Origin of the sequence: Bacillus sp. Nf3 (assembly GCF_003028545.1) — a bacterium.
Classification (GTDB): domain Bacteria; phylum Bacillota; class Bacilli; order Bacillales; family Bacillaceae; genus Bacillus; species Bacillus safensis.
The window spans coordinates 130,077-156,001 of the sequence record NZ_PYUA01000003.1 but is presented as its reverse complement, the minus strand read 5'-3'; the positions used below and the strand labels follow the sequence as shown (position 1 = coordinate 156,001).

The 25,925-nt window shown below is 41.5% G+C and carries 21 protein-coding genes and 1 pseudogene; 3 read left to right on the top strand and 19 right to left on the bottom strand.

What is annotated here, in order from left to right:
* Positions 1-17: 17 nt before the first annotated feature.
* Positions 18-902, bottom strand: coding sequence for a cation diffusion facilitator family transporter (locus C9414_RS10240; RefSeq protein WP_047203069.1), 885 nt, complete (start codon positions 900-902; stop codon positions 18-20).
* 293 nt (positions 903-1,195) lie between these two features.
* Between C9414_RS10240 and C9414_RS10235 the strand changes: the two genes are divergently transcribed.
* Positions 1,196-2,365, top strand: a complete 1,170-nt coding sequence (locus C9414_RS10235) for an aminotransferase A (RefSeq protein WP_047203068.1) — start codon at positions 1,196-1,198, stop codon at positions 2,363-2,365.
* A gap of 25 nt (positions 2,366-2,390) precedes the next feature.
* On the opposite strand, the gene C9414_RS10230 is transcribed toward C9414_RS10235, so the two are convergent.
* Together C9414_RS10230 and C9414_RS10225 are read right to left on the bottom strand one after the other, a co-directional pair.
* Positions 2,391-4,220, bottom strand: a complete 1,830-nt coding sequence (locus C9414_RS10230; protein WP_107163573.1) for a PAS domain-containing sensor histidine kinase — start codon at positions 4,218-4,220, stop codon at positions 2,391-2,393.
* A 156-nt stretch (positions 4,221-4,376) separates the two neighbouring features.
* Complete coding sequence (locus C9414_RS10225; RefSeq protein ID WP_107163572.1) at positions 4,377-6,503, bottom strand: peptidoglycan D,D-transpeptidase FtsI family protein; 2,127 nt, start codon at positions 6,501-6,503, stop codon at positions 4,377-4,379.
* 337 nt (positions 6,504-6,840) lie between these two features.
* Here C9414_RS10225 and C9414_RS10220 point away from each other — a divergent pair, with 337 nt between their 5' ends.
* Entirely contained in the window at positions 6,841-7,641 is an 801-nt protein-coding gene (locus C9414_RS10220) for a CAP domain-containing protein (protein WP_107163571.1), read from the top strand.
* A gap of 112 nt (positions 7,642-7,753) precedes the next feature.
* Here C9414_RS10220 and C9414_RS10215 read toward each other — a convergent pair whose 3' ends face one another.
* The 11 genes and pseudogenes from C9414_RS10215 to C9414_RS10170 all read right to left on the bottom strand — a co-directional run bounded on the left by C9414_RS10215 (position 7,754) and on the right by C9414_RS10170 (position 19,311).
* Positions 7,754-8,626, bottom strand: a complete 873-nt coding sequence (locus C9414_RS10215; RefSeq protein ID WP_047203064.1) for an NAD(P)-dependent oxidoreductase — start codon at positions 8,624-8,626, stop codon at positions 7,754-7,756.
* 13 nt (positions 8,627-8,639) lie between these two features.
* Positions 8,640-9,425: an SDR family oxidoreductase gene (locus C9414_RS10210; protein WP_047203063.1), complete on the bottom strand. Its 786-nt coding sequence runs from the start codon at positions 9,423-9,425 to the stop codon at positions 8,640-8,642.
* A 75-nt stretch (positions 9,426-9,500) separates the two neighbouring features.
* On the bottom strand, positions 9,501-10,448 hold the full coding sequence (locus tag C9414_RS21320) for a methyl-accepting chemotaxis protein (protein WP_390274548.1): 948 nt from the start codon (positions 10,446-10,448) through the stop codon (positions 9,501-9,503).
* Positions 10,440-11,462 (bottom strand): annotated as a pseudogene (locus C9414_RS21315) (cache domain-containing protein); the annotation flags it as partial. The gene C9414_RS21320 and the pseudogene C9414_RS21315, both read right to left, overlap by 9 nt.
* 116 nt (positions 11,463-11,578) lie before the next feature.
* The gene (gene splB / locus C9414_RS10200) at positions 11,579-12,607 is read right to left on the bottom strand and encodes a spore photoproduct lyase (RefSeq protein ID WP_047203061.1); all 1,029 of its coding nucleotides are present in this window, start codon (positions 12,605-12,607) and stop codon (positions 11,579-11,581) included.
* Positions 12,608-12,689: 82 nt separating this feature from the next.
* Entirely contained in the window at positions 12,690-12,932 is a 243-nt protein-coding gene (locus tag C9414_RS10195; protein WP_044331928.1) for a transcriptional regulator SplA domain-containing protein, read from the bottom strand.
* A gap of 100 nt (positions 12,933-13,032) precedes the next feature.
* Positions 13,033-14,751: a phosphoenolpyruvate--protein phosphotransferase gene (gene ptsP / locus C9414_RS10190; protein WP_107163569.1), complete on the bottom strand. Its 1,719-nt coding sequence runs from the start codon at positions 14,749-14,751 to the stop codon at positions 13,033-13,035.
* Entirely contained in the window at positions 14,751-15,017 is a 267-nt protein-coding gene (locus C9414_RS10185) for a phosphocarrier protein HPr (protein ID WP_003211078.1), read from the bottom strand. Before C9414_RS10185 ends, ptsP begins: the two co-directional genes overlap by 1 nt.
* A gap of 93 nt (positions 15,018-15,110) precedes the next feature.
* Entirely contained in the window at positions 15,111-17,210 is a 2,100-nt protein-coding gene (gene ptsG / locus C9414_RS10180) for a glucose-specific PTS transporter subunit IIBC (protein WP_039178107.1), read from the bottom strand.
* A 201-nt stretch (positions 17,211-17,411) separates the two neighbouring features.
* Entirely contained in the window at positions 17,412-18,266 is an 855-nt protein-coding gene (glcT, locus tag C9414_RS10175) for a glucose PTS transporter transcription antiterminator GlcT (protein WP_047203060.1), read from the bottom strand.
* 55 nt (positions 18,267-18,321) lie between these two features.
* The gene (locus C9414_RS10170) at positions 18,322-19,311 is read right to left on the bottom strand and encodes a LacI family DNA-binding transcriptional regulator (protein ID WP_107163568.1); all 990 of its coding nucleotides are present in this window, start codon (positions 19,309-19,311) and stop codon (positions 18,322-18,324) included.
* Between the two features lie 93 nt (positions 19,312-19,404).
* Between C9414_RS10170 and C9414_RS20220 the strand changes: the two genes are divergently transcribed.
* On the top strand, positions 19,405-19,548 hold the full coding sequence (locus C9414_RS20220; protein ID WP_162842493.1) for a hypothetical protein: 144 nt from the start codon (positions 19,405-19,407) through the stop codon (positions 19,546-19,548).
* Between the two features lie 54 nt (positions 19,549-19,602).
* Here C9414_RS20220 and C9414_RS10165 read toward each other — a convergent pair whose 3' ends face one another.
* From C9414_RS10165 to C9414_RS20520, 5 genes are all read right to left on the bottom strand, one after another.
* Positions 19,603-20,697, bottom strand: coding sequence for a M24 family metallopeptidase (locus C9414_RS10165; protein WP_107163567.1), 1,095 nt, complete (start codon positions 20,695-20,697; stop codon positions 19,603-19,605).
* 103 nt (positions 20,698-20,800) lie between these two features.
* The gene (locus C9414_RS10160) at positions 20,801-22,720 is read right to left on the bottom strand and encodes a heavy metal translocating P-type ATPase (protein ID WP_107163566.1); all 1,920 of its coding nucleotides are present in this window, start codon (positions 22,718-22,720) and stop codon (positions 20,801-20,803) included.
* Between the two features lie 289 nt (positions 22,721-23,009).
* The gene (gene stoA / locus C9414_RS10155) at positions 23,010-23,498 is read right to left on the bottom strand and encodes an endospore biogenesis thiol-disulfide oxidoreductase StoA (protein ID WP_107163565.1); all 489 of its coding nucleotides are present in this window, start codon (positions 23,496-23,498) and stop codon (positions 23,010-23,012) included.
* 54 nt (positions 23,499-23,552) lie between these two features.
* Positions 23,553-24,869, bottom strand: coding sequence for a polysaccharide biosynthesis protein (locus C9414_RS10150; protein WP_039178095.1), 1,317 nt, complete (start codon positions 24,867-24,869; stop codon positions 23,553-23,555).
* 622 nt (positions 24,870-25,491) lie between these two features.
* Complete coding sequence (locus C9414_RS20520) at positions 25,492-25,854, bottom strand: hypothetical protein (RefSeq protein WP_258182614.1); 363 nt, start codon at positions 25,852-25,854, stop codon at positions 25,492-25,494.
* Positions 25,855-25,925: the final 71 nt, after the last annotated feature.

Genomic DNA, 25,925 nt, shown 5'->3' with positions numbered 1-25,925 from the left:
TAGGTTGATCGCCTTTTTTACGTTTGTAAACTTCTTTCACTTTCAGGTTCCACATGAATAAAGATTTGCGCATGCGTAAATTCGAGCTGAATCTTCTCTTCAATTCGATCACATAATTGGTGAACATCTTCAATGGTTGTCTTTCCATCTACAATCAAATGGAAATCAATATATTCCTCTGCACCAGACCGCCTTGTTCGAAAGTCATGATATTCAATGAATTCTTGACTGAATCCTTGAATGATCGCTTCAATTGATTGTTCTTCCTCTGGTGTTAAACGAGCATCAACAAGCGGCGGGAAGGCTTCCTTCATGAGTTTAAACGCTTCACGCATAATAAAGAGGGCCAGAATCATTCCAATGATCGGATCTAGGAAATACCAGTCGGTTAATGCTACAAGCAATAAACTGAATGCCACCCCTAGTGACGTATACACATCCGTTAAAAGGTGCAATGCATTTGATTTCATGGCGACTGAATGTACTCGCTCAGCCTCTTTGTTCACAATCCTCGATACAACAAAATTGATGAGCGCGCCTAGCAGCATGACCACAATGCCAAGCACGGGTAGCTTAACTGGCTCTGGATGCATTAATTTGTGAACACATTCGTATATAATCCAAATGCCAGCAACGAAAATCAGCAGGGTCTCAATCGTTCCAGAAATATTTTCGACTTTTCCATGTCCATAAGGATGTTTAGAATCTGCTGGCTTTCTTGAAATACGAACAGAAATAAATGCAATAAACGACGCCATTAAATCGAGAAACGAATGAATGGCTTCTGATAAAACCGCAACAGATCCGGTTAAGAGACCCACAATGATTTTTAAGATGACAACAAATGTGTTGCTCAGCACGGATAGAAACGCGATTTTCGATGTCTTCGCTGATTGTTCCATCTATCGTCCTCCTTTAGGAGATCGTATGTCTATGAAAGCAATTCCCATGACCATGATTCTCACGTTCTTTCAGTTTACGCAGTTTTGCCGTTTTCTAATCATCTTCATCACAGCCTGTATTTTCTCTTGAGGTTACGCTATAATAAATGTTGCTCTTTCTTTAATATATCACTCATGCGGTGATGGATAGGAGAATAGACTACATATAACGATATCCAGTGCCTTTCGCAGGTGACATTTATGCAGTGAATGGTAAAATAGGATAAAAACATAAATTTTTAAGGTGATGAGAAATGGAGCATTTGCTGAATCCAAGAGTAAAGGATATTGAAATTTCAGGCATTCGAACATTTTCAAATCTCGTATCGTCATATGAGGATGTCGTTTCATTGACGATAGGCCAGCCCGATTTTTATACGCCGCATCATGTCAAAACAGCTGCCAAAGCAGCCATTGACGAGAATTTCACCTCATACACTCACAATGCTGGTTTCCTAGAGCTAAGACAAGCGATTTCGCATTATATCAAGAAGAAAGTGAATCTTGATTATGATGCAGAGTCAGAAATCATTGTGACAACAGGTGCAAGTCAAGCAATTGATGCTGCGTTTCGAACCATTTTAACAGAAGGCGACGAGGTCATTTTACCTGGACCTGTATACCCCGGATATGAACCGATCATTCGAATGTGTGGTGCCATGCCCGTACATATTGACACAACGAATGCCGGCTTTAAATTGAATGCCAAGCTGATTGAGGATGCATTAACGGAAAAGACAAAGTGTGTGGTTCTTCCTTACCCTTCAAACCCGACTGGTGTCACGCTTTCAGAAGAAGAATTGAAAGAAATTGCCCAGCTCCTTGAAGGAAAAGACATCTTTATTTTATCCGATGAAATTTACAGTGAGCTGACATTTGACCGGCCGCATCATTCAATTGCCTCTTTCTTAAAAGAACAGACCATTGTCATCAATGGACTGTCTAAATCTCATAGCATGACTGGATGGAGAATTGGCTTTTTATTTGCTTCAGCTCCAATTGCTAAACATGTATTAAAAGTACATCAATATAACGTGTCTTGTGCCTCGGCTGTCTCACAAAAGGCGGCACTTGAAGCTGTGACAAATGGTGTGGATGATGCACTGATCATGAGAGAGCAATATAAGAAAAGACTCGATTATGTATATGATCGGCTCATTTCTATGGGGCTTCCGGTGATTAAACCTTCTGGCGCTTTTTATATTTTTCCATCCATTGAATCGTTTGGGATGAGTTCCTTTGATTTTTGCATGGAGCTGTTAGAAAGTACAAGACTTGCGGTCGTCCCAGGCTCTGCTTTCTCTCCACTCGGCGAAGGGTATGTGCGCCTGTCTTATGCTTATTCACTTGAAACGCTGAAAGAAGGACTTGACCGGCTAGAACAATTTGTACTTGAAAAACGTTCCATTCATTCGCTAGATTGAAACAACGGCTCTCTTGCCGTTGTTTTTATTTTGCAGGAAACGTGATGTGAAATACGGTGCCCTTTTCAGGCTGACTATCCACACGGATCGTCCCGTTATGATTTTCTAAAATATTAAATGTGACCATAAGGCCAAGTCCAGTTCCTTTTTCCTTTGTGGTTAAAAAGGGCTCTCCAATCCGTTTCATCACCGCTTCTGGAATGCCGACTCCTTCATCACGAATGGTGACAAGTATTCCATCACTTTCTGCTTTGGCCGTGATGTCTACCTTTCCTCCGTCCGGCATGGATTCTACGGCATTTTTGATTAAATTGATAAACACTTGCTTGAGCTGATTTTGATCCCCGTTCATCAGGAGACCTTCCTCTATCTCACTTGTGTTCATTAAAATGCCATTTAAGTTCGCTTGTGTTTCTAACAAAGCCGTGACTTCGCTGATGATTTTTTTCAAATCAAGCGTCTGCATTGAGGACGTTTGCTGCGGTTTCGCCAGCATTAGCAATTCACTCAAAATAATTTCTATTCGGCTCAGCTCAGAGAAAACAATCTCGAAGTATTGATCGCGATCCTTTGTTTTCGGTTTAATGAGCTGTAAAAAGCCTTTGATGGCGGTCAATGGATTTCTGATTTCATGTGCAATGCCAGCCGCCAATTGACCTGCGATCGATAATTTTTCTGAGCGGAGCATGAGCTCTTCTGTCTGCTTACGTTCGGATATATCTCTTAAAATAATTTGAACCGCTGTTTCTCCAAAGAATGTAGTTGGGATACATACCATTTCTGTATAAATCAGCTTATGCTTAAACGTATGACAGCTCATCGTGACAATCTCGGAATCTGATGCTCTTTCAATAATACGAGATAAGCTCTTTTTGACCTTCTGCTGATCACAGGAATGAATTTGATGAAAGATATCCTTTCCTATTAATTTATCGTAATGCTCGGCTTCAAATAATTTAATACCTGATTCATTCATAAACACCCATTTGTGATCATGGATGACTGCAATCGTGTCAATGGAGTTTTGAATGAGCAGCTGATACCTTTCCCGGCTTTTTTGAAGAACAGTTTGGAATTTTTTACGGGATGAGATGTCCACGAGCAGCAAAAGCTCTGCCCGTTGATTTTGATAAATCGTCGGTGATGACTTTACCTCAATATGAATACTGCTCCCATCTTTACGCTTCCATATCTGTTCAATCATTCCGACTGGAAGACCTTGCTGCAGCCTTGTTATGCGGCTTCTGACAATATCATGGTACTCTTCAGCAATAAAATCAAACGCGGACTTGCCGATCATGTCATCTCTTGCACTTACCCCCATTAATTGCAGCATCGCATCATTCGCATACACAATTTTCCCTAAAGTCGTAATACATAACGGATTTGGCAGCATGGCAATCAATTGTTCAGCTTCACTGACATTTTGGAAAGCCGGCAGACTGCCTAGCGACTGTTCTACTACTTTTGATGCTTCTTGAAATGCTGCTTTTTGGGGCTTAGTATCCAGCACCCTCATTTTCAGGATCATTTCTCTACTTACTTCGTTGTCTAACCCATCACAAGCAACAAAATCAATGCTTGCTTCGACCCATACAGCTGTCAGATCACTTCTTAGCAGTCTAAAGTGGCAAACCTCTAGCATGTGCTGATTGTAAAAATAACTTTCGACGAGAAATTGATCTTCGGTATGAACAAAGTCTTTCAAAAAACACCCTAGTAAATCCTTTTGTTCATAGAGCAAAAGCTGCTTACAGTTGGAAGAAATGTAGAGAAAGCGGCCATTAGAAGAAAGAACGGCATGTAAATCGATGTTCGAATACAATTGATTCGAATCTTTCATTTGTTGTTCCATCGTCGTCCGACCCTCCTTTTCATTTTTTAGGGTTGTCCTTAGATTGATGTATAAAAAAGATTCGCTAGAAAACCCGTATTTTCCTTCTGTCATCGAGGGAAACGTCCATATTTTCAGCAAAAAGGGAGCACTTTCTGCTGCTGTGCTCCCTGCGGTTTATTGTTTTTCATATTTCTTTTGTAATTCAACGTACTTATCCACAATTTTACTTGGGATGTTTTTAATGACAGGATCTTTATCTGAAACATAAGGTGTCACGACACTAAACGCCACCTCTGGATTAGAAGAAGGATAATATCCTCCAAAGGTTAAATTGTACGTGGCATTCCCCCACCAGCTGCGGTTGGCGCCATAGTAGAAGGTTTGCGCTGTACCCGTTTTTCCTGCGACATCATGCTGACCAAACCGGCCAGCGGCAGTTCCGCCTGTTGATGTGACCATTTTCAGTCCTGTTTTTACGCGGTCAATATCCGCTTTCGAGTTGTTAATCGTATTCAGCACCTTCGGCTCATATTTTTTTACGACTGGGCCTACTTCATCCTTCTTCGTTGGAAGGTGTACGCTTTTCACTACTCTTGGCTGAATACGGCTGCCTCCGTTGGCGATCGTCGACATATATTGCGCAACTTGAAGCGGGGTATACGTGTCATACTGACCAATTGCTTCATCAAGCAAAAGTCCGCCGACCGTCTTAGGATGCGTCTGCATCCCGCTTGATTCCTGCGGCAGATCGATCCCTGTTTTCACACCAAGACCGAATTGCGCATAATAGTTTCTCATTTTTTGTAAGTGCTCAGGCCTTGCAGGTAACGGACCATCCTTTTGATAGGTGATGCCCGCCATTCTCATCGCTACTTGGAACATGTAGACGTTGGAACTTTTTTGGAGTGCCTGAATGTCGTTAACCCATCCAAGAACTTTGTAGGACCTCTTCGGTTTCCCCCCACTCCCTGCAAAATAGAGCGGTGTATCCATATAAGCTTGGTTGTGTGACATGCCGTCTTGATAACCGCCAAGTACTGTGGCTCCTTTGACAACAGAGCCCATTTCATACTGAGTCGTAAATGTTCCGATCGCATAATCTGTGACGTCTCTGCCGTCCATTTTCTTGCCCGACATGGCGAGAACATCCCCTGTGTGTGGATCCATCATGACGACAAAGGCACGATCCATCATATAGTTTCTCGCGCTGGCCGATCTAAGCTCTGATTCAACGATTTTGTCGACTTCCTTTTGCAGCTCCATATCAAATGTCAGCGCAAGATCAAGTCCTCTTCGCCCTTCTGTCCGCTTGATTTCATCGAGCAGCTTCCCGCCAACCTGTGTATATTGAACGGTTGCTTTCTCAGGGTTTAGAAAATCCTCATATTGATATTCTAAATAGCTCTTCCCTACACGGTCATTTCGCGAGTAGCCTCTTGCCATATAGTAATCTTCACGTTCTTTAATAATTCCTTGCTCTGGTGTGGTCACACCGCCAAGTACATTATAAAGGGTCTTTTCATACGGATATTTTCTTGTCCAGTCGTTGATGACGTTCACACCAGGAAGTTCATCAAGATGCTCTGAGACAAGTGAAATCTCTTCATATGTCAAGCTCACGGATGAAGTCTGTTTTGATTCTTTCGTTTCATCGAGTAAAGCAACTTTTTCGTCCCCTTTTTTCTCTTCGTTTGGGTCCATTGCCTTTACGATTTGAGGTTCAAAGGCATATCCGCCTGTAAATCTACGGTAGATCGCTGCAACAGCTTTTTCCTCCGCATCCTTTTCGATCGCTTTGACTTCTTTCTTTGGGACACGCTCTACTTGAAGCGGATAGACATCCTTTGCATCGATATCCTTTTTCTCCGCTTTTGAAATGAGCTTATCCGCTTCTTTCGGATGGCTCGCCAGCCAAAAATCCCGAATGTCACGCTCTCTCAAAAAATCAGTATCCATTTTTATATAAGTCGCAAGTTTTCTTGCTACCTTAATCTTATCCTCCGCTTTCACACCGCTTTCTGATGTATAAACGATGGCAGGTACACTTTCGTTATCAACGACGACTCTTCCTCTCGCGTCATACATTTTTCCTCTTGGAGACGGGTATGATGCCGTTTTGACCTCTGTTCGGTTGGCTTGCTTTTTATAATCTTCACCATTGACGATTTGCAGCACACCAAGCTTGATCACAAGTCCAGCAAATAAACTAAATACAGCGAAGAAAAAGAGATTAATCCTCCAGGCGTTCCGGCGCTTGATTCTTTTCTGCTCGGCAGCACCTTGATGCTGTTTCTCTCCCACTTATGTAGCTCCTCTCATCCTTTTCAATCTTTTACAATTACCACTCATTATTGTAACACTTTTGTAATAGTTGTTACAGCGAAACGAGTGAAAAAAAGCTGTCAATCCCTAATCTGCAAAAAAATATACTAACACTTTAAAATATTGGTATGTTTATGTCGTTTTCTTTAAATGGAAGGATACCCCATCCTTTGATATGAAGAGGCTCTTACTATGACTTTAACAAAAATGACAAACTGGCATTGTCAATGGAGGATGCTGGTACGTTTATAACAAAAAGTCCATGGTATGATTTTTTGTGAGAAAACAAAACAAAGATTTTAGGAGGAGTTACAATATGAAGAAGAAATCATTCTTTTTTTCAGCGCTGACAGCTGCTGCACTCATCACATTCACTGGGGGACATTCAGCTGATGCGAAGGAGCTTAACCTGAAACAAGTGATAAACGTACAGCATCAAGCCATTGATCTTCATACATTAGCAGCAAAATTACATATCTCTTCAGATGTAAACAAGCTAAGCAAGTCAAATCAAAAAGAGATCGAAGCTCTATTAAACAAGCTGATCAAAAGCGGTCAACCTGTTACTGGAACAAAAGTAGTAAAAGAAGTAAACAAAGCAAAACAAGAACAAAAACAAGAATCAGTGAAAAAACCAACTGCTTCTAAACCAAGCACTCCAGCAAAAGAAAACACAAACAGCAATAGCAACACAAAAGCTGACCAAAAAGACACAAATGCATCAAAAGTAGACAGCAGCTTAAATGCATTTGAAAAAGAAGTGGTCGAGCTTACAAATAAAGAGCGTGCAAAGCAAGGCTTAAAGGCACTTTCTGTTGATTCTAAATTAAGCAAATCTGCTCGCGCAAAATCTCAAGATATGAAAGATAAAAACTATTTCTCTCATACAAGCCCAACTTATGGATCTCCATTTGATCAAATGAAGCAATTCGGTATCACTTACAAATCAGCAGGTGAAAACATTGCCCAAGGTCAAAGATCTCCTCAAGAAGTTGTGACAGCATGGATGAACAGTGAAGGCCACAGAGCGAACATTTTAAACAAAAGCTATACACATATCGGTGTTGGTTATGTGAAATCTGGCAACTACTGGACGCAGCAATTCATCGGAAAATAATATCAAAAAAACCTGTCCTTATTTGGGACAGGTTTTTAATTTGTCTACTTTTTCAGCAATGCGAGGGCTTGTTTACACGCTGCAAACTGTTCCACATAGGCGGGGCAGTTTTTTATTTGACCCATAATTTATAGATACTTTGGGTCCCGCTGTTTTCTTCGCCCTGTTCGCTCAGCTTTTCATAAAGTGACTTCGCAAGTGAGAGCCCTGGCATTTCTTCCCCCATCAGCTCTGCTTCTTCAAGTGCAATGCCCATATCCTTGATAAAATGCTTTACATAAAACCCTGGCGCGAAATCGCCTTTCAGCATTCTTGGTGCAAGGTTTGACAAAGACCAGCTGCCAGCTGCACCTGTTGTGATGCTTTTGAGCACCTGCTCTGGATCAAGCCCTGATTTTTCGGCATAAGCCATTGCCTCTGCGACACCGACCATCCCCGCTGCAATGGCAATTTGGTTACACATTTTTGTATGCTGACCGCTTCCTGCCGGTCCTTGATATTGAATGTTTTCACCCATTTGCTCAAATACCGGCAGGCAGGCTTCATAGGCAGACCTTTCTCCGCCGATCATAATGGCCAGCGTGCCATTTTGAGCGCCTATGTCTCCGCCTGATACAGGTGCATCTAATGCAAATACACCTCTTTCCTTCGCTTTCAACTCAATTTCTTTTGCAAGCTGAGGCTTCGAGGTCGTCATATCAATGAGATATGTTCCAGGCGCGGCATGTGCCACAAGCCCATCTTCACCTAAATAGATCTCTTCTACATCCGATGGATATCCCACCATTGTGATGACGGCATCTGCACTTTCTGCAATGTCCCTTACTGCCGGCTTCCATGACGCCCCTTTTTGAATCAATGCGTCTGCTTTTGCTTTCGTTCTTGTATAAACGAGAACTTCATAGCCTGCATCCATTAAATGTCCTGCCATACTGCGCCCCATTACACCGATTCCTATAAAACCAACCGTTTTGATTTGTGCCATCACTTGTTCCTCCTTAAAGAGACTTTGTCAAGCCACCATCAATGATCAGTGTTTGACCTGTCATATATGTATTGGCTTCAGATAAAAGAAAAGCTGCATATGCTGCAAATTCCTCTGGCTGTCCATAGCGGCCAAGCGGGATGGCTTGTTCAGCCTGTGCTTTGATTTCTTCAACCGTTCGATTCTCTCTTTGTGCGCGGTGCTTTTCCAGCTGTTTGACGCGGTCTGTTTCAATTTTTCCCGGTGCTAACGTATTGATCAAAATACCATCCTTTGCAAGCTCCTGAGCGGCTGTTTTTGTCCAGCCGGCTATAGCTGGTCTAAATGTATTCGACAGCATCAAGCCTGGGATCGGTTCTTTCACTGACATTGACGCAATGTTTAACACACGTGCACCGCGTTTTTTCAAATACGGTAATGCCTCTTTTAATAACCGAATATAGCTGAGTAAATGAAGTTGAAATGATTCGATCCAATCTTCATCTGTTAAGGTGTCAAGCGTTCCTGTTTTAGGCCCGCCTGTATTGTTCACAAGAATGTCTAGACGCTGCTCATCGCCAGCCGCCGCTTGAACAAGCGCCTTGATTTGACTGGCGTCAGATACGTCACATACTTGATAAGTCAGCTTTCCTTTGGCAAATGGAGACAGCTCGTTGACTGTTTCTTTCAGCGTTTGTTCATGTCTTCCCGAGAGCATTACATCCGCTCCCTCTTTTGCTAGAGCAAAGGCAATCGCTTTTCCGATACCTTGACTGCTTGCAGCGACCAATGCTTTTTTTCCAGTTAGTTTGACATCCATGTCAGCACCTCCTCTAGTTTTTATTTTATCATACAAAAAGAACCTTGCTCACGTCGCAAGGTTCCTTTCCGCGAATCACACCTTAAATCGGTCAACCGCCTGACGCAGTGCCTGGCTTGATTCGTTTAGCATTTCAGTTGAGGTTTTCGTTCTTTCTAACGCTTGAACTTGTTCATCTGTAGACGCATGCACTTCCTCAGCTGAGGCAGCAGATTCTTCTGAAATAGCAGCAATACTTTGAATGGATTCACTCATCTTCTGCTGTTCTTCTGTCATTTCATTGATCTGTGTATGAATGCTGTCGATTGAACCGACAAGTGCCTGCATTTCCATTGTGATGCTGCTTAGTGCCTCACCTGTTGCATTGATGGCGGCACCTTGTTCCTCATTCATTTTACTTGCTGTTGTCATTGCTTCCGCCGCTTTCTTCGATTCATCTTGAATGAGTTTGACGGTTTCGCTAATGTGTTTTGTTGACTGTGCAGATTGTTCAGCAAGCTTTCTGACTTCTTCTGCAACTACAGCAAATCCTCGTCCGCTTTCTCCTGCTCTCGCCGCTTCAATGCTTGCATTCAGTGCAAGTAAATTCGTTTGATCAGAGATTTCAGAGATAGCAGTCACGACGTTTTCAATATTTTTCGTTTTATGCTCAAGATCTAGCAGCATTTGCTCAACCTTTTTCGATTCATCGCTCGCTTGTGTTGATTTTTGGACGAGCACACCAAGTGCATCAAGCCCTTTATAGCTTGCATCTTCAGATGATTTTGAGTTGGTTTGCATTTGTGTGGCGAGCTCACCCATATGGCGCACTTTCTCATACAATTGCTCTGATTTCTCATTAATCGTTTCTGCATCCGATGCCTGCTTAGTCGCCCCTGTTGCCACCTCTTGAATCGCCGTTGCAATCTGTTCGCTAGACAGCAAGGTCTCATTAGAAATTTGGGTCACTTCATCCGCTGATTCCACAACTTGATCTGAAGCCCCTTTCACTTTTTCAATTAACTCCCTGATGTCCTCGGTCATTTGATTAAAGCTTTTCGTAAGGAAACCAATTTCATCTTGTGACTTCGTTTCAAGCGTGCTTGTTAAATCGCCTTCTGACACCTTACGAGCATGCTCTATTAGACGCTTGATTGGCGTTGTAATACTTCTTGCCAATAAGAAGCTGAGAATCATCGCAAGAATAATGGCAATGACGGATATAATGATGCTAGTCTGATTCATTTTTTCTGTAATCCAAAGCAGTTTACTCTTCTCAAAGCTGACACCAACCGTCCAACCGGCTTCTTTGATTTTAGATATGACCGTCAGTTCTTTGCTGTCATCAATACCTGAGTTGTCAAGCGCTTTTTTCACAGAAGCGACCTTTGATATATTTTTTCCTTGCTCTGTTGGATGCGCCAAAAGGGTGCCTGTGCCATCAACTAAGAAAGCGGTCCCCTTATAAGGAATCTCTTGTTCATTTATATAGGACTGAATCGAGGACAGCTTCAAATCAAGTCCAGCGACCCCAATGACCTTTCCATCTTTGACAATCGCCTTCGTGGCTGAGACAATCACTTTTTTCGTTGCTTCATCAACATATGGATCTGTCCAAACAACCTGATCAGGCTTTTCGGCTGCTTGTTTAAACCAGCCTTGTTTAGATGGATCATAGCCTTCGCCAAGATCGAACTCTGGGAAGCCGAGCATTTTGCCATCAATTGTTCCAATATAGGTAAACGAAATGAGTTTATCCTGTTCCTGCAATTTTTTTAGTGCATCTGTTTCATAAGCTAATGTTTGTTTTGTTTGTTTTTGCGCAAATTCTTCAGTCATTGTACTTGTTGCCACTTTGTTAATGGTATTGCCGTAATTATCAAGCTTTTCTGTAATGATATCTTTCATGCTTTCTGCCGTTGCTGCTGCGGTGGTCTTTGCATCTCGTTCAATAAGTGGTCTTAACACTAAGTTAGAACCCACTTGAACAGCCACGACGGTTAAAATTAAAATAACTGAGATGAAAACAGCTATTCTCACTTGAAGTTTCTTAAACATCTCCTCACACCCCTACATCTACTTCACACCTTATTTTATATATCGGCAAAATGGATAAAGCATTCAATAGTTGTAAGAAAATTTAAATAGAAAAAAACAAGCCCTATAGGCTTGCTTTAAGTAAAATATTCAATCTTTGCAGACGGAAAGTACTGATCAATATATGATTCTAACGTCTCTCTTAGTTCTTGTTCCTCATCTTTTTGGTAGATATATTTCCCAATCCCATATCTCCCCCACTTGTATCGTCTTTTTTCTTCATCCAATTCTAATTTAGATTTCGGGTAGTTTTTTTGAATCACACGCTTTGCTGGTTTTGTAAAGCGATGCTGAATCATCTCAAAGGTGATATCGTCTCTCACATCATCAGGAAGGGCTGCATCGAGCTTTTCAAAAAGAACTTTATAGCCTTCCTGCCAGCCTTCGTGGATGTAGATGGGGGCAATAATAAAGCCAAGAGGATAGCCTGCCTTTGCGACCTTAACAGCCGCTTCAATCCGCTGATCAAGCGGTGATGTACCAGGCTCGAAATATTTAATGACATAATCGGCATTGATACTAAAACGGAATCTTGTCCGGCCATTATGCTTTGCATCTAAAAGATGATCAACATGATGGAATTTCGTGACAAAGCGAAGCTTTCCTAGGTCGGTCTGCCCAAAGTATTCAATCGCTCGTTTGAGTGTATGTGTCAAATGGTCAATTCCTACGATGTCTGAAGTACATGATGCTTCAAATCTTGTGATATCTGGCGCTCGCTCGTTCATGTACTGCTCAGCCTGATCTAATATTTCTTCTACATTGACGTACGTTCGAATGTAAGGCTTACTTCCCATTGTTGTTTGCAAATAGCAATAATGACAATGTCCCATACATCCTGTTGCAAATGGGATCGCATACTCTGCAGATGGTTTAGAGGAGTCAAACTTCAATGTCTTTCTCACACCAATGACAAGCGTTGACTTTGCGTTACGATACTTTTGCAGGTCATTTTTTCCCGGAATATTTCTTACCTGGTTGTGTGAGGTCGTTTCTCTTATTTCGATTCCCATACCCTCGAACTTTTCCTTCAGCTCTCGTCCTAACGGGTACTCTAACGCCCGGGGTTCAATGTAAACAAGCTGGGGGACGAAAGGTTTGATCATATTAAGCACATCCTTACCTTTAACGTTTTTATACCGTTACTTTAACCGCACAGGATGGCTTTTATCCTTTCTAAAATCTCCCTTATTCAAACAAGTCTTGATAAAGTGCTTCTGCTTCTTCATATGTTGGAAAAACAGCATCATCAGGTGCTAGTGGATGATACGTTTCAAGTAAAAAGAGGGCAAGCTCTTCTTCGTTGTAAGGATGTGAAACAATTTCAGCTTCTTTAATTTGTGCTACGTTTGCAGCATGTGGATTTCGATAAATGACATATACTTGATCACCTGGTTTATAGTCTGAGAAAGGCAATCTGGTCACCTCCATTTTTTAATAATAGGGTGCCCTTCTCACTGCCCAATATGACTCAATATGATAAAATTCGACAAAAAAACCAGACAGTTTCACCTGTCTGGTTTTCATTCACTTAGTTCTGTTGAAATGTTTCCTTGACGAAATCAACCACTTCTTCTGTTGTGCTAAGTGATAAAATATGCTCTTTAAATGATGCAGCTTCTTCCTTAGATAGCTTGCTTAGCTGTGTTCTAGCTGGAAGAATGGATGTTGCACTCATTGAGAATTCATCTAATCCTAATCCAAGTAGAAGCGGGATTGCGATTTCATCTCCTGCCATCTCACCGCACATGCCGACCCATTTACCCTCTTTATGCGCTGCTTCAATCACAAGCGTAATGAGACGTAAAATTGCTGGGTTGTAAGGCTGGTAAAGATAAGACACTCGTTCGTTCATTCGATCAGCAGCCATTGTGTATTGAATCAAATCATTCGTTCCAATACTGAAGAAATCTACTTCTTTTGCAAATTGGTCTGCGATGACAGCCGTTGATGGAATTTCTACCATCATTCCGATTTCAATGGAATCCGAAACGTCTGTACCGGCGGCAACCAATGCTTCTTTTTCTTCAAGTAAAATGGCTTTTGCTTCTCTAAATTCTGATAATGTCGCGATCATAGGGAACATGATTTTCAAGTTTCCATATGTACTTGCACGAAGTAAGGCGCGTAGTTGAGTTCTGAAAATCTCCTGCTCTTCCAGGCAAAGGCGAATAGCTCTATAGCCAAGGAACGGGTTCATTTCTTTTGGAAGCTGCAAGTAAGGAAGTTCTTTATCGCCACCAATATCTAGTGTGCGAACAACCACTGCTTTCCCTTCCATCTTCTCTAGAACGGTTTTATACGCATCGAACTGCTCTTCTTCTGTAGGAAGCTGGTCTCTGCCCATGTATAAAAATTCAGTACGGTACAATCCGACTGCTTCGCCGCCATTTTCAAGTACACCTTTTACATCTTCAGGTGTTCCGATATTTGCAGCAAGCTCTACGTGAACGCCGTCTTTTGTAACCGTTGGCTGGTCAACAAGTTTCGCCCATTCCGCTTTTTGAGCTAAGTAGTCTTCATGCTTTTTTTGATACGCTTTCACTTCATCTTCAGAAGGCTGAATGATGACGTCTCCAGTAATACCATCCACAATGATTAGATCATCGTTTTTCACCGTTTTTGTTGCTTCTTTTGTCCCAACAACTGCTGGAATCTCCATAGATCTTGCCATGATCGCTGAGTGAGAAGTACGACCGCCGATATCTGTCGCAAAGCCTTTAACAAATTGTCTGTTCAGCTGAGCAGTATCAGAAGGTGTTAAATCTTCAGCTATAATGATGACTTCTTCAGAAATCATGCTTGGATTTGGAATGTCAACGCCTAGCAAATGTCCAATAACACGTTTTGTGACGTCGCGAATATCCGCTGCACGTTCCTTCATGTATTCGTTGTCCATTGCTTCGAACATTGTGACAAACATCGTCGCTGTTTCTTTTAAAGCAAATTCAGCATTTACTTTGTCAGCACTAATTTTATCCTTTACTGGGTTAAGCAGTTCAGGATCACTTAACACAAGAAGGTGGGCAGAAAAGATATCTGCTTTGTCTTGGCCAAGTTCTTTTAGCGCATGTTCTTTAATTGCTTCAAGTTCTTGTTTAGAAACATGAATTGCTTCTTCAAAACGCTTCACTTCTGTCTCTGGATCGTTGATGTCTTTTTGGTGAACTGTTAAATCTGGTTCTTCCAGACGATATGCTTTTGCAATTGCAACGCCTGCTGAAGCACCGATTCCTTTCAGTTGTTGCATTACTCGCCTAGGCCTTCACTTTTCATTGTGTCTTTAAGCGCAGCAAGTGCATCATTTTCATCAGAACCAGAAGCAGAGATTGTGATTGTAGCACCTTTCGCAATTCCTAGAGACATTACACCCATAATAGATTTCAGGTTCACTGTTTTACCATTATATTCTAAGTTGATATCAGCATCATATTTACTAGCAGTTTGTACAAGAACTGTTGCAGGACGTGCGTGAATTCCAGAATCTGCAGTTACTTTGAATGTTTGTTGAGCCATTTTTATCAATCTCCTTTTTATACAATTAATACATCCACAATATTATATCATACTGCCGAGCTTGTCATCTAACAAGAACGGCAGTTATGAAAATTATTTTGAAATTTTCATGATGTTTTCTTGTCCAGCTTTGATTTCACCGGATTCTTGAAGGTCAATAAATTGTCCTTCACTTAAGTTGGTAAATACAATTGGTGTCATCAAAGATGGTACTTCAGACTTAATTTTATCAATATCAACCTCTAAAAGTTTTTGACCGATTTCTACTTGATCTCCCTCTTGTACAAATGCTTCAAATCCTTCTCCTTTGAGGCCGACCGTATCAATTCCGAAGTGGATTAAAATTTCAAGTCCACCGTCAGATTGCAGGCCAATGGCGTGTTTCGTCGGGAACACATTTAAGATCTTCCCTCTTACCGGTGAAACAACCGTTCCATCTGTTGGCAAGATAGCGAAACCGTCACCCATCATTTTCCCTGAGAATACTTGATCTGGTACATCTGTAATTGGATGAAGCTCCCCTGTAATTGGTGAAGCAAAAATTTCTTCCCCTTGTTCATTTTGAAGCGGCTTTGCAATGACTTCTTCGACCTGCTGGCTGACTTCTTCTTTTGCAGAAGGGTCTTTCGCTGGACGAGGCGTGCGGCCTGCAATGATATCCTGCATTTGTGTTTTTAAATTATCAGAACGCGGGCCGAAAATTGCCTGGATGTTGTTCCCTACTTCGAGAACACCAGAAGCGCCAAGCTTTTTCAAGCGGTCTTTGTCCACTTTCTTCTGATCATTGACAGTAACACGTAAACGCGTGATACAAGCATCAAGGTGCTTAATGTTTTCTTGATCACCCATTGCTTCAAGGATTTCATAAGGCAAGTCATTCCCTTTTTCAGACTTTGCCTCACTTGCTCCGTCTGCTGCTTCATCCTCGCGGCCTGGCGTTTTCAGATTAAATTTGCGAATGGCGAATCTAAATCCGAAGTAGTAAATGACAGCAAGTACGAGACCTACTGGAATGACAAGCCACCAAGCGGTTCTATTCGGAAGGATACCAAATAGGAAGAAGTCGATTAACCCTCCTGAGAAGGTCATCCCGATTTTCACGTTTAGAATATCCATTATCATAAAGGATAATCCAGCAAATACACAGTGAATCGCAAATAATATCGGTGCTACAAACAAGAATGAGAATTCAAGCGGTTCAGTGATCCCTGTTAGGAAAGAAGTAAGGGCCGCTGATCCCATAATTCCTGCTACAAGCTTTTTATTCTTTGGTTTTGCTTCATGGTAAATCGCAAGAGCTGCTGCTGGAAGACCGAACATCATGAATGGATATTTCCCTGTCATGAATGTACCAGCTGTCAGCTGAACACCATCTTTGATTTGCGCCATGAAAATACGCTGGTCACCACGGATAATATCTCCTGATAAGCTCTTATAGCTAAAAAATTCATACCAGAATGGTGCGTAGAATATGTGATGCAGACCAAACGGAATTAATGAGCGTTCAATGACTCCGAATACAAAGGCAGCCAGCGGCTCATTCGCTGCAAGCAGTCCTGTTGAAAATGAGTTTAATGCACCTTGGATTGGCGGCCAAATGACTAGCATCAAAAGCCCTAAAATAAGTGCTGAAATAGAAGTGACGATTGGAACAAAACGCTTACCAGCAAAGAAACCAAGATATTGCGGGAGCTCAATTTTGTAAAATTTATTAAACATATAAGCGGCTAATACCCCGACGATAATCCCGCCAAAAACGCCGGTAGACAAGGTCGGTATACCGAGCATATTCACATATGCTGGATGGCTTTCCTTAAAGAACTTAGCCAATTTGATTGAATCGGATGGAATAGATCCGTTAGCCATTAATACGGCACTCATCGTTACGTTCATGACAAGGTAACCGATGATAGCGGCAATCCCTGCCACTCCGTCTCCATTGGCAAGACCGATGGCAACCCCTACAGCAAATAATAGCGGAAGATTCGAGAAGACGATGTTCCCCGCATTCTCCATGACACTTGCAACAAGCTGAATTGTATCATTGCTTAAAAATTGAGCTACATCAATCAGCTGCGGATTTTGCATCGCATTCCCAAGTGCTAGTAAAATACCGGCAGCAGGAAGGATCGCAACTGGAAGCATAAGAGCTCGTCCAATTTTTTGCAACACACCAAAAAGTGATTTAAACACTGGTTGAACCTCCTTTTGTTTTCGCTTACAACATACATTTGGGCTGCTCCCTGACGTACATTTCATAATTAACCGTTTACATTTCACTTTCAAACGCAAAAAAGGCATGGTGATATAAGGTTGCGCAAATAACAGGATCTTATCCTGTATTTACCTTAAGTCACTCATGCCTGATCGAATCAGTTACACGTTTCAAGGAAACTATGAAATTTTATTTGTCAATCTGTACAGATGAAGTGTCAAGTAGACAGCCTCAGCATCCTGTACAGGCTTTTTCAATGCATGCTGCAAAATTTTGATCATTTTCCAAGCAGTATTGTAGCATAAAGGATATTCATTTTTCAATAGATGAAGCAATTTTTCTGGCTCCTCTAAAGATTCTCCCCGTTTAATACGTTCAATTGAAAACGTAATATGGCGTAATAAGCGTAAATAATGAATACTTTCTCTGTCTACTTTCATATGAAATGAATCTTCTATGACTTGGACCATTTGTGTAATCAGCTGCGAATGACGGTTCACCTCAGATAAAGGCCGATTCGTCAAAGCTGAATGGATATGGAGCGCTATAAAGCCAATTTCCCCTTCTGGCAGCTTCGTTTTGACATCTGGCCGCTCGTTAATCAGTTCAACGACTTCCTTTGCGACCTCGTATTCTTTCGGGTATAGCGATTGCGTCTCAAGCATAAAAGGGTTCGTGATATCATAGCCTTGCTGCACCCGCTTAAAACTAAACGCAATATGGTCGGTCAGTGCAACATGAATATGCTCATTCAAGCGTTGTCCCATTTTTTCTCGTATATGATAAATGACGTCATTGGCAAGCTCGATCATGTTCTCATCAATATGATGAAGCAGTTGTTTATATTCTGTTTGTTCCTTCGTGTTTTTTAACACAAACATTTTTTCAAACACGTCTTGATCGAGAGCATCCCCCGATTTTTTACCGAAGCCAATTCCTTTCCCAATCAGAACCACTTCGCCCAAAGAAGGGTGCCTTGCGATGATGACATTATTATTTAACGCTTTATCAACGGTGAAGGATTCCATGAACATCCCCACCTCCTTCTTTTTCAATCCCTCTTATCGTACAAAACAGATGAAACGTGCGTCAACGATTGTTTTTCAAAACGGTTGTTGTTCGCTCAATCAGGCGAAATGGCAGCATTCTTTTTTCTGATTTCTCTCCCTTTAATGACCGGTCAAACAAGTCAAACGCTTCCTGCCCCATTTGTTTGAGGGGAATATGAATGCTGGAAATCCCTAGCGCCTCACTCAATTGGTTATTTTGAAAGCTGAGTATGGCTGGTGATTCTCCTACTTTTATGTCATGACGCTGCGCCTCTAATAAAAAGCCTGCAGAGACTTCGTCATTTGTAATGAATAAAGCTGTAGGACGATTTTTCATTTTCTGCCATTCTGCAAATAAGTGCTTCCCATCAAGCAGAGATAACTTCCCTTCGATGATCCATTCCTCATCAATGGCCTGCCCGAGGGATTGCATCATGTCTTGATAAGCTTGAAGGCGCGACTCGCTATTTGCTCCTTCTGTTCTCGCAAGAACGATCGCAATTCGTTGATGTCCGCATGCCGCCAAATGATGCAGGCCCTCCTTAAATGCTTGATCATGTGCAATCGACACGGTTGAGCACTTACCGTGCGGCGCAGGATGACAAAATATAATCGGTCCAGATTCCTGCCATTTTAAAATGTGCCTATCACTTAACGCATTTGAACAAAATATTAAACCATCCACACGGCGCTCTTTTAAACTCATTAACGCTTCTTTTTCTTTTAATGGATCATATCCTGTTTGAAATAAAGCAAAATGCATGCCGCGCTCCTGTGCTTTTTCTGCAATACCTGTGACGAGTGCGCTGAAATAAGAATGTTCAATGTTTGGAAGGACGATGCCAAGCATATTCGAATAGCCCTTTGCTAAATGGACCGCCTGGATGTTTCTCGTATATTTGAGCTCTTTCATCGCTTGTAGAACACGTTCCCTTTTTTCTTCTTTAACATAAGGATGCTCATTCAACACACGTGATACGGTTGTCACAGATACACCCGCTCTTTTCGCAATCTCCCTTATGTTTGCCATTTTTTCTCCTACTTTCTCTTGATATGGTAAGCGTTTCATACTTTAAGATGTATGTGAGCTGAACAAATCACTGGATGGAAAGGGGAATTCAAGATGGGTTTCATCATATGGATTATATTATGTATGACTGTTTTGTTTTCTGCTCGTTTTGCATTACATCCTTTAGGAAAAGAACATAAAATCAAACCGTTTCAATCAATTGATGATTTTTTTGTTGATAAGGATCGAGAAGAGTGATAAAAAATCACGATGACGCTTCCAAGACCTGGACGTTCATCGTGATTTTTTTCATTATTTGATGATCGTCAGCTCTTTCGGATAATTGGTTAAAGTGACTGGACCATCTGCCGTAATGAGAACATCATCTTCAATTCTTACGCCGCCGACTCCCGGGACATAAATTCCTGGTTCAATCGTATACACCATACCTTCTTGCAGAAGGTCGTCATTTGCCTGACTCATAGAAGGAAACTCATGAACAGAAACCCCTAACCCATGTCCGAGGCGATGCGGGAAATATTCACCATATCCCGCTTCAGTGATCAGCCCGCGGGCTTTTAAGTCAAGATCACCGATTCTCACGCCGGACTTACTCATTTCAAGTGCTGCCATTTCTGCATTTAAGACCGTTTGATAAATGTCCTTTTGTTTTTCAGAAGCTTCCTGATAGATGAATGTTCTTGTGATGTCTGAGCAATATCCATCCACAATGACGCCAAGGTCAAATAAAACAAAATCGCCTTTTTTCAAGGCTGCCTGCCCCGGATTTCCATGAGGCTCGCCTGATTTTTCACCAAAGAGAACCATGGTAGAAAAGGACATGCCTTGAATGCCTTTTTTCTTTAGTTCATATTCAATGACAGCGAGAACTTCTGTTTCCGTGATTCCTTCTTTTAAGGCGTTAACCCCAATTTTTACACCTTCATCTGCTAATTGTGCCGCTTTTTTGAGTGTAGCAATTTCAGATTCATCTTTAATCAGTCTGAGCTGATTGAGCTCATCTTCAGCTCGGACGAAAGTTTCTGCCCCGGTGACAGCTTGGAGCTGCTCTGCTCTTTGAAGCGGTATCGATTCTTTTTCAATCGCAAGACGCGCGGCATGAACACCTCGTTTTTCTATCGCTGATTGAATGAAATCAAATGGATTCTCATGATCTTCATATCCAATGATATCGCCGGACCATCCTGCATTTTTTGCCTGCTCGACTTCCATTTTAGGCAAAATAAAAAATGGTTCTGCCTCTTGAAACACAAACAGCCCCATCACTCTTTCATGCGGCTCTGTGAAGTATCCAGATAGATAAAACACATTTTCCTTTGTATGTATAAATGCACCTTGAATGTCTTCTTTCTTAAGCCAAGAAGACAAGCTCTTCATTCGGTTCATCATGATCCTCCTCACACGTTTTACTACTGGTCTATTGTATCAGTTTTTGCTGTATTTCGCACAAAAGCGCACTGGCATAGATCCAGTGCGCCTTGATGATTAATTAAGATGCACGAAGCAGACGCAGACCATTTAAAATGACCAAAATCGTACTTCCTTCATGCCCAATGACGCCAAAAGGCAAATCAAGCACTTGTAAGAAATTCGCACAAATTAACAGACAGATCACCGTTAATGAGAAAATAATATTTTGCTTAATGATTCGATTCATTTTTCTTGAAAGACGGATCATCTTTGTTAGGTTATTTAAATTGTTCTTCATTAAGATGAGATCCGCAGTCTCTAAAGCAACGTCTGTGCCTCCGCCCATCGCAACCCCAACATCTGCTGTGGCGAGTGCTGGCGCATCATTGATTCCGTCTCCTACCATGATGATTGAATTACCTTGTTTTTTTAATTGATTGACCTCATGTACCTTTTCATCTGGAAGACATTCAGCCACGACAGTTTGGATACCAGCTTCCTGCCCAATCGCTTCAGCCGTTTTTTGCTGATCTCCTGTCAGCATGACGGTTTGGATGCATAAATCATTTAGTTCTTGAATCATTTTTTTAGCTTCAGGTCTGATTTGATCCTTAAGACCAAGACAGCCAACAACTTCTTCACCCTTTTGAACGTAGACCACTGTGTATCCTTGCGCTGAAAGGTCATCACCGGTCTCTTCCATCTCGCGGTCGATTGACGCCTTACCAGCGAAGTCTTTCTTCCCAATCCGCCACGTTTCCCCATTTAATTGTGCTTTCACACCAAATCCAGAGGTTTCTTCAATGGTGACATGGACTGATCTTTCTGTTTGATGCTCTTTTGCCATATCAGAAATTGCTTTCGCTAATGGGTGGTTTGATTGGCTCTCAATTTGATAGAGTGCCTGATAAAAAGCAGATTCATCCTGCCCTTTAGCGATGACGACTTGTTCTACGGCTGGCTTCCCGCTTGTAATTGTCCCCGTTTTATCAAAAGCAATCATGCTGCTTGTGCCTAGTTTTTCTAAAAAGACACTACCTTTGACAAGCATTCCATTTCTCGCGCCATTTGAGATCAATGACAGTGCTGCTGGCATTATGGATGCAACTAGAGCACAAGGTGAAGCAACGACCATAAACACCATTGCTCGGTAGAAGGTTTCACTCATACTCCAGCCGAGTACAAAATGAGGCAGAACCATTAAAATCGCAACGGTGATCAGCACACCTTTTACATAGGCACCCTCGAATTTTTCAATAAATGCCTGGCTTGGCGAAACACTTTCTTGAGCGGATTCGACAAGTTTAATAATTTTATGGAAAAGCGTTTCTTCATTATGTTTAGTGACTTCCACTGTTAAGGAACCATTTAAGTTCACTGTTCCTGCAAAGACGTCTTCCCCCTGCCCTTTTTCCTGTGGAACAGATTCGCCTGTAAGTGCAGATTCGTCCACACTTGTTCTCCCGCTTAAAATCACACCATCTGCCGCAATGCGTTCCCCGGCTTTGATCATAATACGGTCACCTGGTGTTAATGATGAAGCGGCGATTTGAATGGTCGTACCATCTTCTTCAATTAAAGTTGCTTCATCTGGTGCAATGCTCATTAATGCTGTTAAATCTTTCTTGCTTTTATTTGACGTATACGTTTCTAGCGCACCACTCAGTGAGAAAATAAAAATTAAAATAGCGCCTTCTGCCCAATAGCCGATCAGAGCTGAGCCTATTGCTGCGAAAATCATTAAAAGTTCCACATTCAAGGTCTTAGACGAAATCGTTTCTTCAATTCCTTCTTTAGCCTTTGCAAAACCACCAATGACAAATGCCAGGATGAAAAGAGGAATGCTCCACATGCTCTCATCCTTTAGAATCCATCCAATTAAAATGAGAATCCCCGATATCCCTGCTGCAATTAATTCTCCGTGCTGTGCCCATTTATGTAAGGACCATTTCGATTCCTTTTGATTTGTCGTTTGGTAAAGTGCTGTATTCTCATTCATGATTGTTTTCTCCTCTCTAATTGATAATCGTTTTCATATTATCAATCGTTGCCCGTTTCTTATTCCATCTATATTTTCTGCTATTTCAAGCTTTTTATTGGTCTGCAACTCATTATAACAGGTTCTGAACAATTTTCAATTAATAATTATTATAATTTCTTTTTGATAATAATTATCATTATTGATATAGACCGTTCCTTCTTCTTCTGAGCACAGTGTATTCAGATGAAAAGCAAATGAACACAAAAAAGAACCAACAGAATTGGTTCTTTCACAGAAAGGATTTGTTCTACGAATTCGTCCACTCTTTGATTTGTTTTTTCGTCAGTGGACCTACATGATTTTTCACCACTTCTCCTTTTTCATTAATCAAAAAGGTCGTTGGAATGGTGATAATTTGATATTTCTTCATCATTTCTCCGTGTTCATCTAGTATGATCGGGAATGTAAACCTTCTGTCTTTCACAAATTGGGCAACAGCATGTTTACTTTGTTCAGCACCTAGTAAATTCACGGTCAATATGTCAACATCACTCTGATTTTCTTTCACAATCTGTTCAAATTCGGGCAGCTCCATTTTGCAGGACGGACACCATGTGGTCCAAAAATGCAAAATGGTCTTTTTCCCTTTTGCGGGAACCATCTGCATTTCACCAGTTAATGTCGGTGCCTCTATTCTTGGCGCCATCACAGGCTCTTTTGCTTCCGCTGCTGCGCTTATTAGAAATAGCAGCATGGTCATCATTAGAAGACTGGCGGGTAGATGTTTACGATTCATCAGGATCTTCCTTCCCAGTTTTCTTATAGCTTGCCCTCTCGATGGCGATGACATTCAAGCTTTTTTCAATGTAAGAAACATTGAAACGCCGAGCTCCTTACAAATCGTCGCATAATGCAGGGCAGTCAAAAGCAGCATGCCTGTGTTCATCCCTAAAATAACCCCCATCATATTCAAGCTTTCCATTGAACCGAGGAAATACACCATAGAAAAAGAGACGACATGCACCCATATATTATGTAGGAACACATCTTTGATGAGCCCCATACCGATTAAACACGCTTGAAACGGCATCACAAACAGGTGGCATAAAAAGTATGGCCAAAGCAGCTGTAAATAGACAGCAGCTTGCGGTGAATCAAAAAAGAGCTGTGTGAGCGGGTAAGCAAAATAATACATGACCATCACTGCCGGCACCCCGTATCCAAATGTTATGAGAATTGCCTGTCTGACACGTTTTTTCACAAGATCATACTGACCTAAAGCATAGGCTTCAGAGACACTCGGAATCATCACAATCATGATGGAATGAGCGATAAACGCTGGGAAAAAACCGATCGACATTGCGACACCAGCCAGCATGCCGTAATGATCAACAGCAAGTGTTCCAGAGATGCCTGCTGCAACGAGCGCTCCTTTGATTAAAAATGGTTCAACCGCATTAGCGATCGCATGAAAGATGCGCATGCCCGTTGTCGGTATGGAAACGGCTAATAGGCGCTTTCGCACATCAATCCCTCTTAATTCAACAGACCTGACATTCACAGCATTTTTCGCCATGACGTATTGGGAGTATAAATAAATAAAGACGACAAGATCACTCGCAACAATGACACCGATGGCGATGAGAACTGCTGTTTCAATATCAAACGAATACCAATGAAAAAACAAAAACAAGCAGATCAGCTGGATCGTTTTCTTCATCATATTGGCTAGAGCGATTCTGCCCATTTGCTGCTTTCCCATAAAGTAGCCGCGGGCAATGGAGGTAAACGCAATAATTGGGATAAGTGACAGCACTAGGCCCTTCATAAGCGGATGATACGACTGAAACACTGGAATGAAAGGCAGTACAATGGCTGCTATACCTGTTGTTGTACTTGTCACCACAAGCGTCATTTTAAAGGCATGACGGAGCATACTTTTGTGGAGACGCTCATGTGATTCTGCAATGAATTTAGAAATGGAGACTGGCAGCTCTAAGCTGGCGATCACAAGGACAAGCATGATGATTGGAAGGATACTCATATATAAACCCATTCCATGTTCTCCAAGCTCTCTCGCTAAAATCATATTGACTAAAAACTCGATACACTCCGCAATAAAAGCTGCGACAGATAGCAGAATGACCCCTTTTACAAATCGATTCATGTAGCCTCCCCTTGTCTAAAGCAAATTCTTTTCACATTCTATGAGACAAGTCCAAAAAATATTTTAATAATTGAAGACAAAAAAAGAGCAATCTCATTGATCGCTCTATGCATGTAAACAAACCCTCGCTATTGGTGTCAGTCCCACGTGCTAGTGTTCACGAATGTCAAACTTGCTCCGCGCCAATACTCGTCCTTTCTAAAATTTAGGGATTTTCATATCACGATTAAGAAGACAAGGGGCTAAAATAAACAACATTTTAGTCCTTTGTCAACAATCTGAAGCAGGCTCTTACTGGAGCCTGCTTCTTTTTTAATATTTTTTTCCGAGTCGTGTTTGATGGCTAACCTTTTTTAGAAGTTTTTTGCGCTTTGAATCTTTGTAGACATATAAGACAAATTTGTTGTTCCAGTAGCCGTTTTTCGGACTGTAGTACGTTTTGAATGTGTAATGAAAGACTTTTTGACCTGTTGATCCTGAAGCGGATGTTACTGCTGTAGCAATTATGGCTACTGCTTTCAGTGTCAAAACTGCGCCAGCTATAGCACCGGTCCCCGTTGGTAATGCTAAAATAGCACCTGTCACAAGAGCGACAATAGCAACAGTGATGTTGAATTTGTTTTTATAGTTTTTTTACAAGTCTCCATTGGTAATCTTTGTTTGACTTTGTGCTAATCTCGCTGTCTTCATTGATTAATTCTTTTCCAGCTTCTTTAAATTCCTCTAACTCAACTAATTCATTGTTGATACGAAGTTCTTTTTTTTCTCGGTCAAAAGAGACGGTATCAACTCGTTCGCCATTATCAATCGTTATAGTTTGAGTGCTGCCTTTGGTCACAGAATTGAAAGTATGTACCTTACCTTCAATTTCGGTTTGATAAGATTCTTTAATTTCTTGAGGTTGATGGGTTACTGCGGCTACGGTTTGTAATGGAACTGTTAAAAATAGCGTCAGGCCTAAAAGCACGATTATGAACTTTTTCAATTTGGATATTTCCCCCTTGTTTTTTGTGCGATAATATACATATGGATAAAAAATGCTTTTCTTTTAAAAAA

Excerpts from the sequence above, each read along its gene's own strand:
- C9414_RS10235 (WP_047203068.1), top strand. The coding sequence starts at position 1,196 with ATGGAGCATTTGCTGAATCCAAGAGTAAAGGATATTGAAATTTCAGGC.
- C9414_RS10185 (WP_003211078.1), bottom strand. The coding sequence starts at position 15,017 with ATGGCTCAACAAACATTCAAAGTAACTGCAGATTCTGGAATTCACGCA.
- C9414_RS10220 (WP_107163571.1), top strand. The coding sequence starts at position 6,841 with ATGAAGAAGAAATCATTCTTTTTTTCAGCGCTGACAGCTGCTGCACTC.
- C9414_RS10170 (WP_107163568.1), bottom strand. The coding sequence starts at position 19,311 with ATGGCAAACATAAGGGAGATTGCGAAAAGAGCGGGTGTATCTGTGACA.
- C9414_RS10165 (WP_107163567.1), bottom strand. The coding sequence starts at position 20,697 with ATGAACCGAATGAAGAGCTTGTCTTCTTGGCTTAAGAAAGAAGACATT.
- C9414_RS10230 (WP_107163573.1), bottom strand. The coding sequence starts at position 4,220 with ATGGAACAACAAATGAAAGATTCGAATCAATTGTATTCGAACATCGAT.
- ptsP (WP_107163569.1), bottom strand. The coding sequence starts at position 14,751 with ATGCAACAACTGAAAGGAATCGGTGCTTCAGCAGGCGTTGCAATTGCA.
- C9414_RS20220 (WP_162842493.1), top strand. The coding sequence starts at position 19,405 with ATGGGTTTCATCATATGGATTATATTATGTATGACTGTTTTGTTTTCT.
- C9414_RS10240 (WP_047203069.1), bottom strand. The coding sequence starts at position 902 with ATGGAACAATCAGCGAAGACATCGAAAATCGCGTTTCTATCCGTGCTG.
- C9414_RS10215 (WP_047203064.1), bottom strand. The coding sequence starts at position 8,626 with ATGGCACAAATCAAAACGGTTGGTTTTATAGGAATCGGTGTAATGGGG.
- C9414_RS10150 (WP_039178095.1), bottom strand. The coding sequence starts at position 24,869 with ATGAATCGATTTGTAAAAGGGGTCATTCTGCTATCTGTCGCAGCTTTT.
- stoA (WP_107163565.1), bottom strand. The coding sequence starts at position 23,498 with ATGAATCGTAAACATCTACCCGCCAGTCTTCTAATGATGACCATGCTG.
- C9414_RS10195 (WP_044331928.1), bottom strand. The coding sequence starts at position 12,932 with ATGGAGGTGACCAGATTGCCTTTCTCAGACTATAAACCAGGTGATCAA.
- glcT (WP_047203060.1), bottom strand. The coding sequence starts at position 18,266 with ATGTTCATGGAATCCTTCACCGTTGATAAAGCGTTAAATAATAATGTC.
- C9414_RS21320 (WP_390274548.1), bottom strand. The coding sequence starts at position 10,448 with ATGACCGAGGACATCAGGGAGTTAATTGAAAAAGTGAAAGGGGCTTCA.
- C9414_RS10210 (WP_047203063.1), bottom strand. The coding sequence starts at position 9,425 with ATGGATGTCAAACTAACTGGAAAAAAAGCATTGGTCGCTGCAAGCAGT.
- splB (WP_047203061.1), bottom strand. The coding sequence starts at position 12,607 with ATGATCAAACCTTTCGTCCCCCAGCTTGTTTACATTGAACCCCGGGCG.
- C9414_RS10160 (WP_107163566.1), bottom strand. The coding sequence starts at position 22,720 with ATGAATGAGAATACAGCACTTTACCAAACGACAAATCAAAAGGAATCG.